Consider the following 14766-nt stretch of genomic DNA (forward strand, 5'->3'; position numbering starts at 1 on the left):
CCATTGTGCCCACTCTTCCGCCCGACGCGCAACGGCCGGTTGTGCCGGGGCCCGGGAGAGGGTAGACAGATCGCCATGCGTGACCCCATGCCGCTCGACGCGGTCCTCCGGTACCCCGACGCCGTCTCCCAGGTACAGGCCTCGGAAGCGGGCGTGTTCTGGCTCGCCACCATTGCCGCTGAGGATGGGCGCGTGACGGTGCGCCGCTCGTCGGACGGCCAGGTGACCGACCTCACCCCCGACGCCTCCGTGCGCTCGCGGGTGATGGAGTACGGCGGTGGCGCCTACAGCGTCGACGGCGGGGCGCTGGCCTACTGCGACGACCGCACCCGACGCGTATGGCTGCTCGACGAGGACCGACGAGTCTGCTTGACACCCGAGGGATCGCCGTTCGTCTACGGCGGCCTCCTGCTCAGCGTCGCAGACGGTGCGCTGCTGGCCGTCCGCGAGGACCACTCGGCCACGCCTGAACCTCGCACCGAGATCGTGGCACTGCGGTTGGGCTCCGACAACATCGACGGGGGGACGGTGCTGGTCACCGGCGCGGACTTCTACGCCGGCCTGCAGCTCCGCGCCGGTCTGCTGGCGTGGTACCAGTGGAACCACCCGGACATGAGCTGGGACACCGCCGAGGTCTGGACGGCACCGCTGGCCGACCCGGCGGACGCACACGCCATCGCCGCCGGGCAGGGCGTGTCCGCCCAGCGGCCGCTCTGGTTGACCGACGGTGTCCCCGCGTTCACTGCCGACGACTCGGGTTACTGGAACTGGCACGTCCAGGGGGGCAGGACGTGGCACACCGACCGTGACTGCGACATGCCCACCTGGGTGCTGACTCCCCCCGTGGCCGCCGCCGTCGACGACCGGCTCATCGCCTCGGTGGAGTTCACCGACGGACGGGGTGCCCTGGCCCTGTGGGACTCGGACAACGGCGGCGTGGCGCACCCCAACCCAGGCACGACGTCGATCGAGTCCGTGGCCGCCCACGCCGGAGTCATCCATGCGGTGTCCGAATGGCCGGACCGCCCCGCCACCCTGGTGAGCATCCTGCCCGATGGGTCCGTCCGTCATGTCGCGGGCCCGGAGTCCGGCGAGGAGGGCGCCGTGACCCCCATCGCGCACTGGGCCGACGGGCCAGCCGGCCCCGTCCACTCGTGGCTGTACCTCCCCGACGCGGACCGGCCGCCGCTGATCGTCATGACGCACGGCGGGCCCACCTCGATGGCGACCGCGTCCTACGACGCGACCGTGCAGTTCTGGGTCTCGCGTGGGTTCGCGGTAGTCGACGTCAACTATTCCGGCTCGACGGGGTTCGGGCGGGCCTACCGCGACCGCCTCCGGGGGCGCTGGGGTGAGCTCGACGTGGCCGATGCTGCCGCCGTCGTGGGTTCCCTGGCGGCGCAGGGCATCGTCGACCCGGCACGCGTGGCCATCACAGGAGGCAGCGCCGGGGGATTCACCACACTGAAGTCGCTGGTGTCCACCGACATCTACGCAGCCGGGATCAGCCGTTACGGCATCGGATACCTGCCCACCCTGGCCACCGACACGCACAAGGCGGAGTCGCGCTATCTCGACGGGCTCGTCGCGCCATGGCCGGAGGGTCGCGCGGTCTACGAAGAGCGCTCCCCCATCAACCATCTGGACCAGCTGCGCACTCCGATGCTGATCCTGCAAGGACTCGACGACAAGGTGGTGCCGCCCAGCCAGGCCGAAAAGATGGCCGGCGCTGTGCGCTCGGCCGGGCAACCGGTGGCCCTCATCACCTTCGAGGGCGAGGGCCACGGCTTCCGCACCATGACGGCCCGGCGTCAGGCGCTGGAGGCACAGGTTTCCTTCCTGGAGCAGGTCTTCGGCATGGCGCAGAGCCCGGACGTACCCCGGCTCAGGATCGAGAACCTGAGCTAGTACTCGCGCGGCCCGAACACGGCGGTGCCTAGCCGCACCGTGGTGGCGCCGTGGGCGATGGCGATGCGGTAGTCCCCCGACATGCCCATGCTGAGCTCGCCCCATCCCCCGCCGACGGCGTCGCGGATCCGTGCCTGGACCTCGGCCAGCTGTTGGAAGCAGGCGCCGACGGCGGCACTGTTCGGGGTGTTGAGGGCCATCGTCATCAGACCGAGCGGCTCGAGGGCGTCGTAGGAGGACAGTGCCCTGGCGAAGGCGATCGCGTCGTCCGGGCCGACGCCGGATTTGTTCGACTCCCCCGAGGTGTTGACCTGCACCAGGACCGGAAGGCGGCGACCGGCCACCTCGAGCCTGCGCTGCAACGTCTCGGCCAGGCGCACGGAGTCCAGGGAGTGCAGCTCGTCCGCCAGCTCCGCGACGAGCCTCGCCTTGTTGGTCTGGACATGCCCGATCACCGCGAACCTGATGCCCTCGCCTGCAAGCAGGTCATGTTTGGCCGCCATCTCGGCCACCTTGTTCTCCCCGAAGAGCGTGTAGCCCACTGCCCGGGCCTCCCGGATCTGCTCCGGGCCGTGGTACTTGGACACCGGCAGCAGCCTCACCGACGACGGGTCCCTGTGAACGGCGCGGCACGCGTCGTCGATGTCCGCGCGCACCGCGGCGAGGCGCTGAGCGATGGTCACGGCCACCGCGCCCCCAGCGAGATGACGCCGAGGGCGGCCAGCACCGCGAAGATGATGGCCAGGCCGGCGTAGCGGTCCGTCACCTCCGCCGGGACCCTCTCCGTGCCCACCGACTGCCGGATGGCCTCGTACACCTCGCGGAGCTGCCCGCTGCTCTCGGCGGCGTACTTCTTCCCCCCGGAGAGCCTGGCGATCTCGGAGAGCTCGTAGTGATCCACCGCCACACGCTGGCGCTGGCCGTCCTGCTCCACGAAACCGTTGTCCGTCCCGTAGGCGATGGTGTGGACGGGTACTCCCGCCTCCTTGGCCGCCGCGGCCGCCCCCGCTGACGAGCGGCCGATGTTGGTGGCCCCGTCGGACAGCAGCACGACGGCGGCAGGGGCGATCGCCTCCGGATCATCCGGGTCAGGCGGAACGAGCTTGAGCGCATCGAGGCTGGCATAGATCCCCTCCCCCACCCCGGTGGAGGGCGCAAGCTGCACCGCGTCGATGGCGCGGGCCACCACTCCCCGGTCGATCGTGGGGGGCACAGCGACGTCGGGTGTCGCGGCGAAGGTGACCAGGGCCACGTTGAACCGCTCCGGGAGCGAGGCGACGAACTCCTTGGCCCCGGCCTGTGCGGCGGCGAGCCGGTTGGGGTCGATGTCGTCGGCCTCCATGGACCAGGACACGTCGAGAGCCACCACGACGGTGGCCCTGTCCCGCGGTTTGTCGACGTAGTCCTTCGGCACCGCCCAGGCGATGATCAGTGCGCCGAGGCTGAGCAGCGCCAGCACGACGGCGCCGTGGCGCTTCCACGCAGCGTCCTTCGGCACCACGAGGCGCAGGCGGCTGCTCATCGGCCGGTGCGTCGTGCGCCCGGACAGAACCACGTACAGCAGCGCGATGATCGGGATGACGAGCAGGGCCCACAGCCGCTGCGGAACCAGGAATTCGAGAGCCAGGGGGATCATCGCGGCCACCTGGCCGCCATCATGACAGCGCCCAGTGCGGCGATCACGGCGAACCCGAGCGCCAAGAAGGCGTACTGGGCGGTGATGGGCTTCTTGACGTCCTCGAAGCCCACGACCGAGCCGATCTCGCGGTAGGCATCGGCGAGCGAGTCAGCGTCGTCGGCGCCCACGGCACGCCCGTCCGTCAGCTCTGCTATGCCCTCCAGCGCGTCGGTGTCCGGGGCCACATTCTCGCGCTGTCCGTCGACGTCCACGAAACCATTCTGCGTGCCGTAGGCAATGGTGAAGATCGGGATGCCGCGCTCGTCGGCCGCAGCCGCGGCGCTCTCGGGCGCGGGGCCCTCGGTGTTGGTGCCGTCGGAGAGCAGGATGATCATGGCCGGTGCGGGCTCGTCCTCGTCGTTGCCGGGGGGCGCCTGGTCGACGGCGCGCAGCGCGGTGCTGATCGAATCCCCGATGGCGGTGCCGTCGGCGAGTTCCAGCGCGTCGATGGCCCGCTCGGTCACTCCGCGGTCGGTGGTGGGCGGTACGACGATGGACGGCGTGGCGTCCATCGCGACGACCGCCACATTGTAGGAATCCGGCAGCTCCTGGATGAATCCGGTGGCCACCTCCTTGGCGGCGGTGAGCCGGTCCGGCGGCACGTCGTCTGCCGACATGGATAGGGAGGTGTCGATCACCATCACGACCGTGGCGCGCTCACGGGGTTGACGCTCGGTGCCCAGTGGGTTGGCGTAGGCCAGGCCGAGCGCCACCAGCGACGCCAGCGACATGGCGACGGCGAGGTGCCGTGTCCAGCGACGTTGAGACCCGACAACGCGCGCCAGGACGCCCGTATTGGTGAACCTGAGGGCCACGCGGCCCTTGAGCCGGAGAAGGATGAGGTAGACGATGATCAGCACCGGCAGCAGGGCCAGGGTCCAGAGCCTTTCGGGATTCTGGAACTCGGGGATCACTACTTGCTCACCCCCTGCGGCGGCTGATGGAGCATCCCGGCCACGCGCCGGTAGTTGAGAACGAAGCGCGCGATGTCGGCCACCCAGTCACGGTCGGTGCGCAGCTGGATGTGCCCGGCGCCTGCACGCCGTAGCGCCACCTTCACGCGCTCACGCTGTGCCCTCGTGGCCGCGTCCATCCTGCGCCGGGCGGCGTCGTCAGAAGTGTTCACATATCGGGCGAAGGAGGTCTCGGGGTCGTGGATCAGCATCTCGCCCACATCCGGGAACTCCAGTTCATGGCGGTCGATGACTTCCACGCACAGCACCTGGTTGCGCACCGCCAGGCGGCGCACCGCCCTCTCCCACGCGGGCGGGACAGCCGGGTCCAGCTCGGCGTCCCCCGGGGTGAGGAAATCCGAGACGATCACGCGCATGCCCCGTCGCCGTTGGGAGCGGGTCATGTGTTCGATGCCGTCTGCCAGTTCCAGATCTCCGGGGGCGTGATCTGGGACGATCGGCTCGGTCAGCATCTTCCGCAGAAGCCCGTACAGAGCGGTCCGCCCTGAGCGGGCCGGCAGCCGCTTCACCTGATCGGGGCGCATCATCATGCCACCGAACCGGTCCCCCATCCGCTGGCTCAGGAACCCGATGGTGGCGATCGCCGCGATCCCGAGGTCACGCTTGGTGACGCCCTCTGTGCCCCAGTTCATCGACGGCGTGACGTCGAGCAGCGCCCACACCTCCAACTCGCGGTCCGCCATGGTGTCGCGGACGTGGGGGACGGTGGTGCGCGCGGTGACGGCCCAGTCCATCTTGCGCACGTCGTCCTGCCCGGGCTGGTACACGCGGGCGTCGTTGGTGTCCGAGCCGGCTCCCGGGAGCAGACCCAGATGGTCGCCATGGAGGAAGCCCTCCAGCCGGCGCACGACGGTGAGTTCGAGGCGGCGCAGGGCCGCCTCGGGGGCCAACTTGCTCAGCGGGATCGTCGGGCCCGAGGGCGGACGCAGCACGGACCACTCCGCCCCCGTCCTGTCCGGCGGGAGCGGCTGACCCTGTGGGGGGCCGGGGTAGGAGAATCCTGGCTGGGCCACGGGCCCGCCTCAGCTGCGGCCGGGCTGGTGGGCGTGCTGCCCGTGCGCCGCCTGCCGCTGCTGCTCGCTCCACACAGGCGTTGGAGCCGGCACCATGGCCAGGATGCGCTCCACCACGTCCGCGGTGCTGACGTTGTCTGCGACCGCGTCGAAGCCGAGGACGATGCGGTGCGCCATCACGTCTCTGGCCACCGCCTGGACGTCCGTGGGGAGCACGTAGTCCCGGCCGTTGATCAGCGCCAGCGCGCGCGCAGCGGCGACGAGGCCGAGCGTGGCGCGAGGCGAGCAGCCGATCTGGATGACGGCAGTCAGGTCCGGCATGCCGAACTCGGCCGGCGTGCGCGAGGCGAGCACCAGCCTGACGATGTACTCCGCCACCAGGTTGTGGACGAACACGTTGGAGGCCATGTCCTGCAGATGGCGCACGACGGTGGGTTCCAGCACGCGATCCGCCTCTGGGGGTGACACGCTCATCCGGCGCAGGATCTCCAGCTCCTCGTTGCCGCGGGGGTAGGGCACGTCGACCTTGAGCAGGAATCGGTCCCGCTGCGCTTCGGGAAGCGGGTACACACCCTCCGATTCGATGGGGTTCTGTGTCGCGATCACGATGAAGGGCTTCGGAGCAGGATAGGTTATCCCGCCGATCGAGACCTGTTTCTCCGCCATGAGCTCCAACATCGCCGACTGCACCTTGGCGGGCGCTCGGTTGATCTCGTCGGCCAGTACGAAGTTGACGAACACGGGGCCGAGCTCGATCTCGAAGTTCTCGGACTTGGCGGAGTAGATGCGTGTGCCCACGATGTCCGAGGGCACCAGGTCCGGTGTGAACTGGACGCGGGCGAACTGGCCGCCCACCACCGTCGCGAACGAACGCACCGCCAAGGTCTTGGCGACGCCGGGCACTCCCTCGAGGAGGCAGTGTCCCTTGGCCAGAAGGGCAACCATCAGCTGCTGCACCATGTGCTCCTGGCCGACGATCACCCGCTGTACCTGGCCGATCGCCTGACCCAGCAGCCGCGCCGCCTCTGCGACGTCGCGGGGCAGGTGCGCTTCTTCCGCTGACGTTGTGCTCACGCAGTGACTCCTTCTGGCTCGGGTGACCCGCGCTCTACGATAGCGCCCCTCCATTGCCACCCAAGGTGACGCTCTGCCGCTCAGACCCGCCGGGATGTACTTGTTCAGCGTGGTTTGATGGTACCGATGAGCACGCAGGACAGTCCCTCAGCACCGGCACCGATGGCCGGTCATCACCCGTTGCGGGACGGCGATCCGGCCCGCGTGGGCGATTTCTGGCTCGATTCCCGGCTCACCGCGACCCCGGCCGGGACCGTCTTCGCCGCCCACGAGGAGGGAGGCGACGCCGTGATGCTGATCCTCCTGTCCGAGGGCGCCTCCGCGGACGCCGCGGCGCGGGCCCGCTTCTCGGGCGAGATCAACGCCATGCACATCGACACCGTGGTGGCGCGTGGCGGGGAGGGCCAGGACGAGGGCCGCATGGCGGTCCGCCACCGGCACGACGACGACCCCCAACTCGCCCACCACGCACCCCTGGCCCCGTGGGCGGCCCTCGCGTTCGACGGGTCCCTGGCTGCCGTCGTCGAGGCCGACCGGGTCCTCCGTGCGATCGACCTCTCCCGCACGCCCCCGCTGAGCGAGCCCGCGGGTCCGGACTACCGGTTGCACTGGCTCGACAAGACGGGCCACGGTCCGACCCGCCTGTGGCCCCTCGCCTGGCCGGGACGCACCGACCGGGCCGGCTGGATCACCATGCTGGTGTCGTTTCTGCTCATGGCTCTGCTCACCGCGCTGGCTCTACTCCTGGCCATCCTGCTGTTCCAGAACCAGCCGCCGGTGAACGCGCCGCAGCCCATCCCGTCTATGGGCGAAGGCAGCGGCTCGGGGTCGGGCAGCCCGCAGTCCGCCTCGCCATCGGAGGGTGAGAGCAGCGGCAGCCCCAGTTCGAGCCCAGGCAACGATCCCGGCCCCTACACCGAGAGCCCGTCGATGAACCAACCCAGCGGAGACCAGTCCGGGCCGGGCGATCCGTCCCCCAACCCTCGGCTCTGAACGCCTGCCTCGCCAGGGGATATGCTGGCGGGCGACCCAGGGGCGATAGCACAGCCGGTTAGTGCAGCGGACTCATAATCCGCGGGTCGCGGGTTCGAGCCCCGCTCGCCCCACTGAAACGGATCAACCGATGTGGCGCGCCACGGCCGCCAACCACGCGGCGACACCCGCCGGGCCGCTTGCCACCACATCCGCGTCGTCGGTCAGCGCAGGCATCTCGTGTGATCCGCTGACCACGTTGCACGTGACGAGTCCGTCGGCCCGCAGGTCCCGCAGGAGATCGAACGCCGGGAGATCTCCCAGATCATCACCGCACATCGCGACCACCGTGGCGCCCGTCTCCTCGATGAGGGAGCGCAGCGCGTCACCCTTGGACATAGACGAGGCCCTCAGCTCCAACACGAGCTTGCCTGGCTCCAGCACCAGTGCGTTCGCCTCCGCGATCTCGGCGACGAGGGGTTTGAGCGCGGCATAGGCGGCCGTGGGGTCAGGACAACGCCGTACATGTACACCCAGCGCGCGGCCCTTGTCCTCCAGGTGCACGCCGGGCAGCCCCAGATCCGCCAGCGCCCGCTCGATCTGCACTTTCGCCACCGCGACGCTCTGCGGGTTCTCCGAAGGAGTCTCGACGCCAGTGCGGGCATCCCATCGTTCGGTGCCGTACTGCCCCAGCACGATCAGAGTGTCCAGCCCCGCCCGGCGCTGCAGCTGCCCGAGATCGCGTACCGTCGCCACCGGGCGCCCGGTGATGATCGCCACCTGGCCCACCTTGGGTCCCAGGTCTGCCAGCGACGCGGCCGCGTCCGGGTGCAGCGACGAGGTGCCCGGGTCGTCCACGATGGAGGCGAGGGTGCCGTCGAAGTCCATCGCCACCAGCACGCTGCCGGGTGTGGCGGCGGCGGCCTCAAGGAAATCGTGGGCTGCCTGTGTCTTCGCGTGCCAGGAGGTCATGGCCCCACTCTGCCACGCGGTGGGGCCATGACAAGTCGGTAGGGTGGGGTGACAACCAGGAGGAACCAATGCCGCACCTTGCCAGCTTTGTCGTCGTCGCGAACAGGCTCCCAGTTGATCGGGTCACCGCGCCCGACGGGACGGTGGATTGGCGCACATCGCCAGGTGGGCTGGTCACGGCGCTCGAGCCGGTCATGCGGCAGAAGGGCGGGGCCTGGATCGGCTGGCACGGCGCCGCGGACGAGACGGTGGCACCTTTCGACCACGACGGCTACTCAGTCGTCCCCGTTCCGCTGAGCTCGACGGAGTATGAGGAGTACTACGAGGGCTTCTCCAACGCCACGCTCTGGCCGCTGTTCCACGACACCATCGCCTTCCCGGAGTTCCATCGCGAATGGTGGGACGCCTACGTGACGGTGAACGAGCGGTTCGCTCAGGCAGCGGCGGAGGTTGCGGAGCAGGGCGCCACCGTGTGGGTCCAGGACTATCAACTGCAGCTCGTCCCCCAGCTGCTGCGGGCCATGCGCCCGGACCTGAAGATCGGATTCTTCCTGCACATCCCGTTTCCACCCGGCGAGATCTACTCGCAGCTCCCGTGGCGCAAGGAGATCCTCGAGGGCCTGTTGGGCGCAGACCTCATCGGCTTCCAGGTGCCCGGCGGCGCGGCCAATTTCCTGCGGCTGGTACGTCGACTCACCACCCACAAGGTCGAGCGTGACCGGGTCCGGGTCAACGCGGGCCACTTCAGCGTGGCACGGGCCTACCCCATCTCCATCGACACACAGGGATTCTCCGACCTGGCACGCTCGCCAGAGGTCGTCGCCGAGGCCGAGGCTCTGCTCGACGAACTCGGTCACCCCAAGCTGGTGTTCCTCGGGGTTGACCGGCTGGACTACACCAAGGGCCTGCGTCAGCGGGTGCGCGCCATGGGAGAGCTGTTCGAGGAGGGCAAGCTCGACCCGGCGGACGTGGTGTTCGTCCAGGTGGCCACCCCGTCACGCGAACGCGTCGAGGAATACAAGCGTCTGCGCGACGACATCGATCAGCTCGTTGGCCGGATCAACTCAGAGGTGGGTGGGGTGGGGCGCCCCGCGATCGTGTACCGGCACTCCGGGTTCCCCCGGGCGACGATGGCCGCCATGTACCGCATCGCCGACGTGATGGTGGTCACTCCGCTGCGCGACGGCATGAACCTCGTGGCGAAGGAGTACGTGGCCTGTCATCCCAACACCAGCGGAGCGCTGGTCCTCAGCGAGTTTGCGGGCGCGGCGCTCGAGCTCAAGCAGGCCTACCTCGTCAACCCCTATGACCTCAACGGCATGAAGGCGGTCCTGATGCAGGCGGCGACGGACCCCGTGCGATCGAGGCAGCGCCGCATGCGTGCGCTCAAGAAGCAGGTGGAGACCCACACCATCGACGACTGGGCCAACGCCTTCCTCGGGGACCTGGCGGACCTGGGCTGAGAGGCCGACCTGTGCAGTCCGTCAGCGCTGGACGGCGCGGCAGTCGTGGCCGCGCAGGGGGCCGCCGAGCACCGCGCTCATGTAGCACACGTCGAAGAGGCCCGCGGTCAACGGCAACACCCCCCACGCCAGGGAGGCCTTGCCGGCGGCACGACGACGGGCGATGAGGCCGGCCACCATGAAGCCGGTCCCTGCCGTCGTGCGGAAGATCCGGCCCGCCGGGCTGTTGATCCACCGGCCGAACGGTGATCTGTTTAGCGAATCCGCAGTGGTACCCATTCACGCATCGTAGGCACCTTCTGAAGCCCATGCACGATGCGCTGACAGCCCGTCCCTCCCGGTCATCTGTCGAGAAGGTGACGAAGGTGTCGACGGACGGCGGGCCAGTCGCCGTCGGTGATCGAGTACTGGGCAGTATCGGTCACCTCGCCCGTACGCAGGATCCGGTCGTTGCGGAGTCGCCCCTCGTACACCGCCCCGAGTCGTTCGATGGCCCGCCGAGACTGGTGGTTGAACCAGGTCGCCCGGAAGGCCACTCGACGGCATCCCCACTGGTCGAAGGCCTGAGCCAGCATCAGCAACTTCGCCTCGGTGTTCGTGCCGGTGCGCTGCGCGGACGCAGCCTGCCACGTGTAGCCGATCTCCACCGCGGGCACCGCGGGCAGCGGAGAACAGAATGTGGTCACTCCGATCAGCTGGCCGTCAGCCTGTCGTCGGATCGCGAACGGCAGCATCGCTCCGCGCTCCGCCTGCCGCCGCTTGGCTGCGACGTCTGCAGCCACTGCGTCGGGTGCGGGGGCGGAGGTGTACCAGAGGTCGTGGATGCGGCCGTCCTCCACCGCCTGACGGAGTCCTCCGACGTGCTCATCCGTGAGCGGCTCCAAGGTGATCAGGCGGCCGGTGAGAGTCGTGGACTCAAGGAAATTCATGGCCACATGCCTACCACTGAGTGGCGACATTTCAGGCGCCTGCCCGGCGCGTCATCTCTTCGGCAATCCAGCGCGCGGTGTCCCGGGTGCACGCTCCAGGCTCGCTGAAGCTCACGGCAAAGACGCCTGTGATCTCAGTCACTTTCGGGACGCCGTGCAGCGCGAGGATCGCATCGGCCTCCGCCGCGTACTCACCCTGTGGAGCGCCGCCGGCGATGAGCCCTACCGGGTCCGCCTCAGCCAGGATCTTGATGAGCTCGTCCCGGGTGATGGTCATGGCCACAGCCTAGGAGATGGACCCTCTTCGCGTCTCCCCGCCTCGTCGCGTCCGCAACTCCTGCCTGCGCGGCACCTGCGTGCGTGGGGTTCGCTACGTTGGGGTCCATGGGAACGGGCGAGGCCGAGCGCACCCCCGAGGAGTTCTTCCATGGCTTTCCCGATGGGCTCAAACTGTACGCAGCCGTGGAGGAGGCCGTTCGTGACATCGGTGAGGCGTCCATCAGGGTGACTAAGAGCCAGATCGCCTTCTGGCGCCGCAAGGGCTTCGTCTACCTCTGGCGTCCGGGACAGTACGTCAAGAGCGACGTGCCCGCAGTGCTGTCGTGGTCCTGCCCTATGAGGTGACCTCCCCCCGGATCAAGCAGGTCGCCCACCCCTCCAGAAATGTGTGGGTCCACCACATGGAGCTCCACGACATCAATGAGATCGACGATGAGCTCCGCGGCTGGCTGGTCGAGGCCTTCGGCAATGCGAGCTGACAGCGCCCCACGCAGCGCAAGGTCAGCACCTTCCGGACGACGGGTGCGGCGGAGAGTGTGATCGCCGAGAAGTCCTTGCCTGTGAAGGCCGGCCTCGTCGCTGCATGGGTACCGGTGCCGCTCGTTGTGGGCTAGCGTCGCCTGCATGGCGACGATGGATCCGGGGCCAACGACGATCGCGCCCCTTACCGTGGAGACTTGGGACCTGTTCGCGGCCCTTGTCGAGAGGCACAACGGCATCTTCAGTGGATGCTGGTGCGTCTGGTTCCACCCCGACTGCGAGGAACGCAACAAGAGTTACGACCGCAACCGCGCACTGAAGCAGCAACTGGTCGCGAAGGGCGTTGCGCACGCCGCGCTCGTCGTCCGCGACGGGGACGACGGCCAGGAGGCAATCGCCTGGGCCGAGTACGGCACACCCGTGGAACTCCCGAACATCCACCACCGCAAGCAGTACCTGGCTGATCTGAGAGCCGAGGCCGAGGACGAACCGGACTACCGGATCACCTGCATCTTCGTCGACAAGCGCTTCCGCCGTCACGGGTTGGTGACCGTCGCGCTCCAAGGTGCACTCGACCTGATCGCGCAGGCAGGCGGCGGTGTGGTCGAGGGTTACCCTCACATGCCCGGAGAAAGGAAGACGTCGTCCTCGTTCCTCTACAACGGCACCCGGGCGGTCTACGAGCGCGCGGGGTTCGCCTTCGTCCGGCCCAAAGGGCTGAAGAACACGGTTATGCGCCGCGCCGTCGAGCCTGCCTGAGCACCACCAGGAGGAAGCCGCTCAGCGCGCACTCGTCGACGCGGAGGCGCTCGCTCTGTCCGCCTTCGACGGAGAGTGATCTAGGTTCCCGAAGTTGCCAGCTCGCAACGAAGAAAGCCGCCTCGACCAGTGTTTCGCTTAGTCAAAGCGGCCTTCGAATTGGCTCCCCGGACTGGACTCGAACCAGTAACGGCCCGAAATCCACCAATCTGGGAAACCCCTTGTCGGAGTCGCTCTGACTACGTGTTGAGACCAACAGTAACGCGTTAGGTCCGGCGGCACAAGTGGGCAGAACATAGGCTATTCTTGGTTCTGTTATCGCATGTAGATCGCACGACATGACCTAGAAGGGCGCCGCATGCCGGTCAAGCGACGGGGGTTTGGATACGTCCGAAAGCTCCCCTCAAAGCGTTTCCACGCGTCCTACACGGGCCCGGACCAAGAACGGCACAACGGCCCGGCGACCTACTCGACCCGCGGTGACGCCGAACAGTGGCTCAACGCAGAGCGACGCCTCATTGAGCTCGATGAGTGGACGGCGCCAGCCGATCGCCAGAAGGCCAAGCATGCCGCCGGTGACACCCTCCGCGACTACGCGCCCAAGTGGCTCGCCAAGCACCGCCGTAGCGACGGGGAGCCCCTCAAGCCCCGCACGGCCGCGCACTACAGGAACCTGCTCGATGCCCGCATCCTCCCCCAGCTCGGAGACCTGCCCATGCGCACGCTCTCCGAGGACGTGATCCGGGAGTGGCTCGACGACCTGCCCGATACGCCGGTGATGAACGCCCATGCTTACGCGCTGCTGCGCGGCATCCTGGCCGGCGCCGCCAAGCGGGATCCCCGCGTCAAGGTGCCAACCATCCAAGGCGCATCCAAGGCGCGCACGACACACAAGCCCGAGCCCGCCAGCCTCGACGAGCTGGCCACCATCGTGGCGAACATGCCCGAGCGGTACCGGCTCGCCATCCTGCTGATGTCCTGGTGCGCACTGAGGTTCGGGGAGGTGACCGAGCTTCGCCGCCAGGACGTCGACCTCCGCGGATCGCGTATCCGCATCCGGCGCGCCGTGGTGCTGGTCGACAAACAGCGCCTCGTCACGACTCCCAAGTCCGAGGCCGGCATCCGGGACGTGAGCATCCCGCCGCACCTGCTCCCCCTCGTGAGAGAGCACCTTGCCCAGCACGCCCAGCCCGGCCCGGCCGGTCTGCTGTTCCCCGCGGCTTCGGGAGGACACCTCTCACAGTCGACGCTCAACGGCCGCCCAGGACGCCGACGCATCATCAAGGGCCACATCACCAACGAGAGCGCTACGGCGTTCTGCAAGGCCCGCGAGGCCGCCGGGAGACCTGACCTCAGGCTGCACGACCTCCGCCACACCGGCGCCGTCCTGGCCGCACAGACAGGCGCCACGCTGGCCGAGCTGATGGCCCGACTAGGGCACTCCACGCCGCAAGCCGCAATGCGGTACCAACACGCTGCACGAGACAGAGACAAGGCCATCGCGGTCGCGCTCTCCGAGCTGGCCGGGGGTGTCCGGTGATGGAACTCGAAGTTGTCTGCACCGCGGGCCATGCACCCGTGGAGCTGGCGACCTTCGCTTGGGCGCCTGCGGACCTCGACGACGTGGCCGTCTGGGACAACAGCACGCCGCTTCGCCAGCTCGCGATGGACACGGTAAGGCAGTCCGCGCGGGCCACGAAGTCGAGTCGGCCAAACAAGGTGACTCAGCGGGCGCCAGTGGAGCGCCACACCCGCGCGGACGGCGGGACTACGTACATCATCCCGCCCTGCCCTCGCTGCCTCGGCCGAGCGGTGCCACTACGCGACGACACCATCCGCAGATACGCGGAGAAGACGCGCGACACGCCGATGGAAGGGCGCTTGGACGTGGCCCACGTCCGCATGGTGTAACCTAGTTGTGCTGGCTAGTTCCAGTAGATGAACGGGTTGTGAGCCGTTGGCCTCACGAGTGCTATCCCGAACTTGGCGACAGGCCGAGGTCAGGGGGAACTTGTGATGCCCCAGGAGGCTCCCCGTGCCCCGCACAAAGACCACCACACCCCCCGAATCCAGGCGGTTCATCCGCCAGGAAACCGCCGCTGAACGCTGGGATGTCAGCGTTGACACCATCCGCCGGTTGATCCGGTCCGGAAAGATCACCGGCTACCGGCTCAACAACCGTATCATCCGCGTGGATGTCGCCGAGGTTGACGCCGCTTTCCGCCTCATCCCCACCGTGAGCGCCGCAAGGTGAGCCGTCACGCG

General features: G+C 68.5%; 18 protein-coding genes and 1 tRNA gene. 10 read left to right on the top strand and 9 right to left on the bottom strand.

Going from position 1 to position 14766, the window contains the following annotated elements:
• The first annotated feature begins 75 nt into the window (after positions 1–75).
• Complete coding sequence (locus tag ACX1D0_RS05565; RefSeq protein WP_459019887.1) at positions 76–1908, top strand: alpha/beta hydrolase family protein; 1833 nt, start codon at positions 76–78, stop codon at positions 1906–1908.
• Here the strand turns inward: ACX1D0_RS05565 and ACX1D0_RS05570 are convergent.
• From ACX1D0_RS05570 to ACX1D0_RS05590, 5 genes are all read right to left on the bottom strand, one after another.
• A complete protein-coding gene (locus ACX1D0_RS05570) occupies positions 1905–2591 on the bottom strand; it encodes a YggS family pyridoxal phosphate-dependent enzyme (protein ID WP_459019888.1) in 687 nt (228 codons plus the stop codon). The genes ACX1D0_RS05565 and ACX1D0_RS05570 overlap by 4 nt on opposite strands.
• A complete protein-coding gene (locus tag ACX1D0_RS05575) occupies positions 2588–3544 on the bottom strand; it encodes a VWA domain-containing protein (protein ID WP_459019889.1) in 957 nt (318 codons plus the stop codon). The genes ACX1D0_RS05570 and ACX1D0_RS05575 overlap by 4 nt, the downstream gene beginning before the upstream one ends.
• Positions 3541–4500 (bottom strand): VWA domain-containing protein, encoded by a 960-nt coding sequence (locus tag ACX1D0_RS05580; protein ID WP_459019890.1) that lies wholly within the window; start codon positions 4498–4500, stop codon positions 3541–3543. The genes ACX1D0_RS05575 and ACX1D0_RS05580 overlap by 4 nt, the downstream gene beginning before the upstream one ends.
• Positions 4500–5489 (bottom strand): DUF58 domain-containing protein, encoded by a 990-nt coding sequence (locus ACX1D0_RS05585; RefSeq protein ID WP_459020396.1) that lies wholly within the window; start codon positions 5487–5489, stop codon positions 4500–4502. The genes ACX1D0_RS05580 and ACX1D0_RS05585 overlap by 1 nt, the downstream gene beginning before the upstream one ends.
• Positions 5490–5582: 93 nt before the next feature.
• Positions 5583–6701 carry an AAA family ATPase gene (locus ACX1D0_RS05590; RefSeq protein ID WP_459019891.1) on the bottom strand — a complete coding sequence of 373 codons (1119 nt, stop codon included), beginning with the start codon at positions 6699–6701 and terminating at the stop codon, positions 5583–5585.
• A gap of 72 nt (positions 6702–6773) precedes the next feature.
• Here ACX1D0_RS05590 and ACX1D0_RS05595 point away from each other — a divergent pair, with 72 nt between their 5' ends.
• Complete coding sequence (locus ACX1D0_RS05595; RefSeq protein WP_459019892.1) at positions 6774–7640, top strand: hypothetical protein; 867 nt, start codon at positions 6774–6776, stop codon at positions 7638–7640.
• 39 nt (positions 7641–7679) lie between these two features.
• Positions 7680–7753 (top strand) — tRNA-Ile (locus tag ACX1D0_RS05600).
• A gap of 10 nt (positions 7754–7763) precedes the next feature.
• Here ACX1D0_RS05600 and otsB read toward each other — a convergent pair.
• Positions 7764–8591: a trehalose-phosphatase gene (gene otsB / locus ACX1D0_RS05605; RefSeq protein ID WP_459019893.1), complete on the bottom strand. Its 828-nt coding sequence runs from the start codon at positions 8589–8591 to the stop codon at positions 7764–7766.
• A 68-nt stretch (positions 8592–8659) separates the two neighbouring features.
• Between otsB and ACX1D0_RS05610 the strand changes: the two genes are divergently transcribed.
• A complete protein-coding gene (locus ACX1D0_RS05610) occupies positions 8660–10054 on the top strand; it encodes an alpha,alpha-trehalose-phosphate synthase (UDP-forming) (RefSeq protein WP_459019894.1) in 1395 nt (464 codons plus the stop codon).
• Positions 10055–10075: 21 nt separating this feature from the next.
• Here the strand turns inward: ACX1D0_RS05610 and ACX1D0_RS05615 are convergent, their stop codons facing one another.
• The 3 genes from ACX1D0_RS05615 to ACX1D0_RS05625 all read right to left on the bottom strand — a co-directional run bounded on the left by ACX1D0_RS05615 (position 10076) and on the right by ACX1D0_RS05625 (position 11260).
• Entirely contained in the window at positions 10076–10333 is a 258-nt protein-coding gene (locus ACX1D0_RS05615; protein ID WP_459019895.1) for a hypothetical protein, read from the bottom strand.
• A gap of 62 nt (positions 10334–10395) precedes the next feature.
• Positions 10396–10983 (bottom strand): GNAT family N-acetyltransferase, encoded by a 588-nt coding sequence (locus tag ACX1D0_RS05620; protein ID WP_459019896.1) that lies wholly within the window; start codon positions 10981–10983, stop codon positions 10396–10398.
• 31 nt (positions 10984–11014) lie between these two features.
• Positions 11015–11260, bottom strand: a complete 246-nt coding sequence (locus ACX1D0_RS05625; RefSeq protein ID WP_459019897.1) for a hypothetical protein — start codon at positions 11258–11260, stop codon at positions 11015–11017.
• 107 nt (positions 11261–11367) lie between these two features.
• Here ACX1D0_RS05625 and ACX1D0_RS05630 point away from each other — a divergent pair, with 107 nt between their 5' ends.
• The 6 genes from ACX1D0_RS05630 to ACX1D0_RS05655 all read left to right on the top strand — a co-directional run bounded on the left by ACX1D0_RS05630 (position 11368) and on the right by ACX1D0_RS05655 (position 14755).
• Positions 11368–11607, top strand: a complete 240-nt coding sequence (locus tag ACX1D0_RS05630) for a hypothetical protein (protein WP_459019898.1) — start codon at positions 11368–11370, stop codon at positions 11605–11607.
• Positions 11586–11741, top strand: a complete 156-nt coding sequence (locus ACX1D0_RS05635; protein WP_459019899.1) for a hypothetical protein — start codon at positions 11586–11588, stop codon at positions 11739–11741. Before ACX1D0_RS05630 ends, ACX1D0_RS05635 begins: the two co-directional genes overlap by 22 nt.
• Positions 11742–11886: 145 nt before the next feature.
• On the top strand, positions 11887–12501 hold the full coding sequence (locus ACX1D0_RS05640; RefSeq protein WP_459019900.1) for a GNAT family N-acetyltransferase: 615 nt from the start codon (positions 11887–11889) through the stop codon (positions 12499–12501).
• Between the two features lie 358 nt (positions 12502–12859).
• Positions 12860–14041 carry a tyrosine-type recombinase/integrase gene (locus ACX1D0_RS05645; protein WP_459019901.1) on the top strand — a complete coding sequence of 394 codons (1182 nt, stop codon included), beginning with the start codon at positions 12860–12862 and terminating at the stop codon, positions 14039–14041.
• Complete coding sequence (locus ACX1D0_RS05650; protein ID WP_459019902.1) at positions 14041–14412, top strand: hypothetical protein; 372 nt, start codon at positions 14041–14043, stop codon at positions 14410–14412. Before ACX1D0_RS05645 ends, ACX1D0_RS05650 begins: the two co-directional genes overlap by 1 nt.
• 124 nt (positions 14413–14536) lie before the next feature.
• Complete coding sequence (locus ACX1D0_RS05655; protein ID WP_459019903.1) at positions 14537–14755, top strand: helix-turn-helix domain-containing protein; 219 nt, start codon at positions 14537–14539, stop codon at positions 14753–14755.
• Positions 14756–14766 lie beyond the last annotated feature (11 nt).

The sequence above is a fragment of the Tessaracoccus pujii genome, from assembly GCF_054483895.1.

Bases quoted from the DNA above. Each gene is read 5' to 3' on its own strand.
- ACX1D0_RS05595 (WP_459019892.1), top strand. From the start codon at position 6,774: ATGAGCACGCAGGACAGTCCCTCAGCACCGGCACCGATGGCCGGTCAT.
- ACX1D0_RS05630 (WP_459019898.1), top strand. From the start codon at position 11,368: ATGGGAACGGGCGAGGCCGAGCGCACCCCCGAGGAGTTCTTCCATGGC.
- ACX1D0_RS05610 (WP_459019894.1), top strand. From the start codon at position 8,660: ATGCCGCACCTTGCCAGCTTTGTCGTCGTCGCGAACAGGCTCCCAGTT.
- otsB (WP_459019893.1), bottom strand. From the start codon at position 8,591: ATGACCTCCTGGCACGCGAAGACACAGGCAGCCCACGATTTCCTTGAG.
- ACX1D0_RS05645 (WP_459019901.1), top strand. From the start codon at position 12,860: ATGCCGGTCAAGCGACGGGGGTTTGGATACGTCCGAAAGCTCCCCTCA.
- ACX1D0_RS05620 (WP_459019896.1), bottom strand. From the start codon at position 10,983: ATGAATTTCCTTGAGTCCACGACTCTCACCGGCCGCCTGATCACCTTG.
- ACX1D0_RS05650 (WP_459019902.1), top strand. From the start codon at position 14,041: ATGGAACTCGAAGTTGTCTGCACCGCGGGCCATGCACCCGTGGAGCTG.
- ACX1D0_RS05565 (WP_459019887.1), top strand. From the start codon at position 76: ATGCGTGACCCCATGCCGCTCGACGCGGTCCTCCGGTACCCCGACGCC.
- ACX1D0_RS05640 (WP_459019900.1), top strand. From the start codon at position 11,887: ATGGCGACGATGGATCCGGGGCCAACGACGATCGCGCCCCTTACCGTG.
- ACX1D0_RS05615 (WP_459019895.1), bottom strand. From the start codon at position 10,333: ATGGGTACCACTGCGGATTCGCTAAACAGATCACCGTTCGGCCGGTGG.
- ACX1D0_RS05575 (WP_459019889.1), bottom strand. From the start codon at position 3,544: ATGATCCCCCTGGCTCTCGAATTCCTGGTTCCGCAGCGGCTGTGGGCC.
- ACX1D0_RS05625 (WP_459019897.1), bottom strand. From the start codon at position 11,260: ATGACCATCACCCGGGACGAGCTCATCAAGATCCTGGCTGAGGCGGAC.
- ACX1D0_RS05590 (WP_459019891.1), bottom strand. From the start codon at position 6,701: ATGGAGGGGCGCTATCGTAGAGCGCGGGTCACCCGAGCCAGAAGGAGT.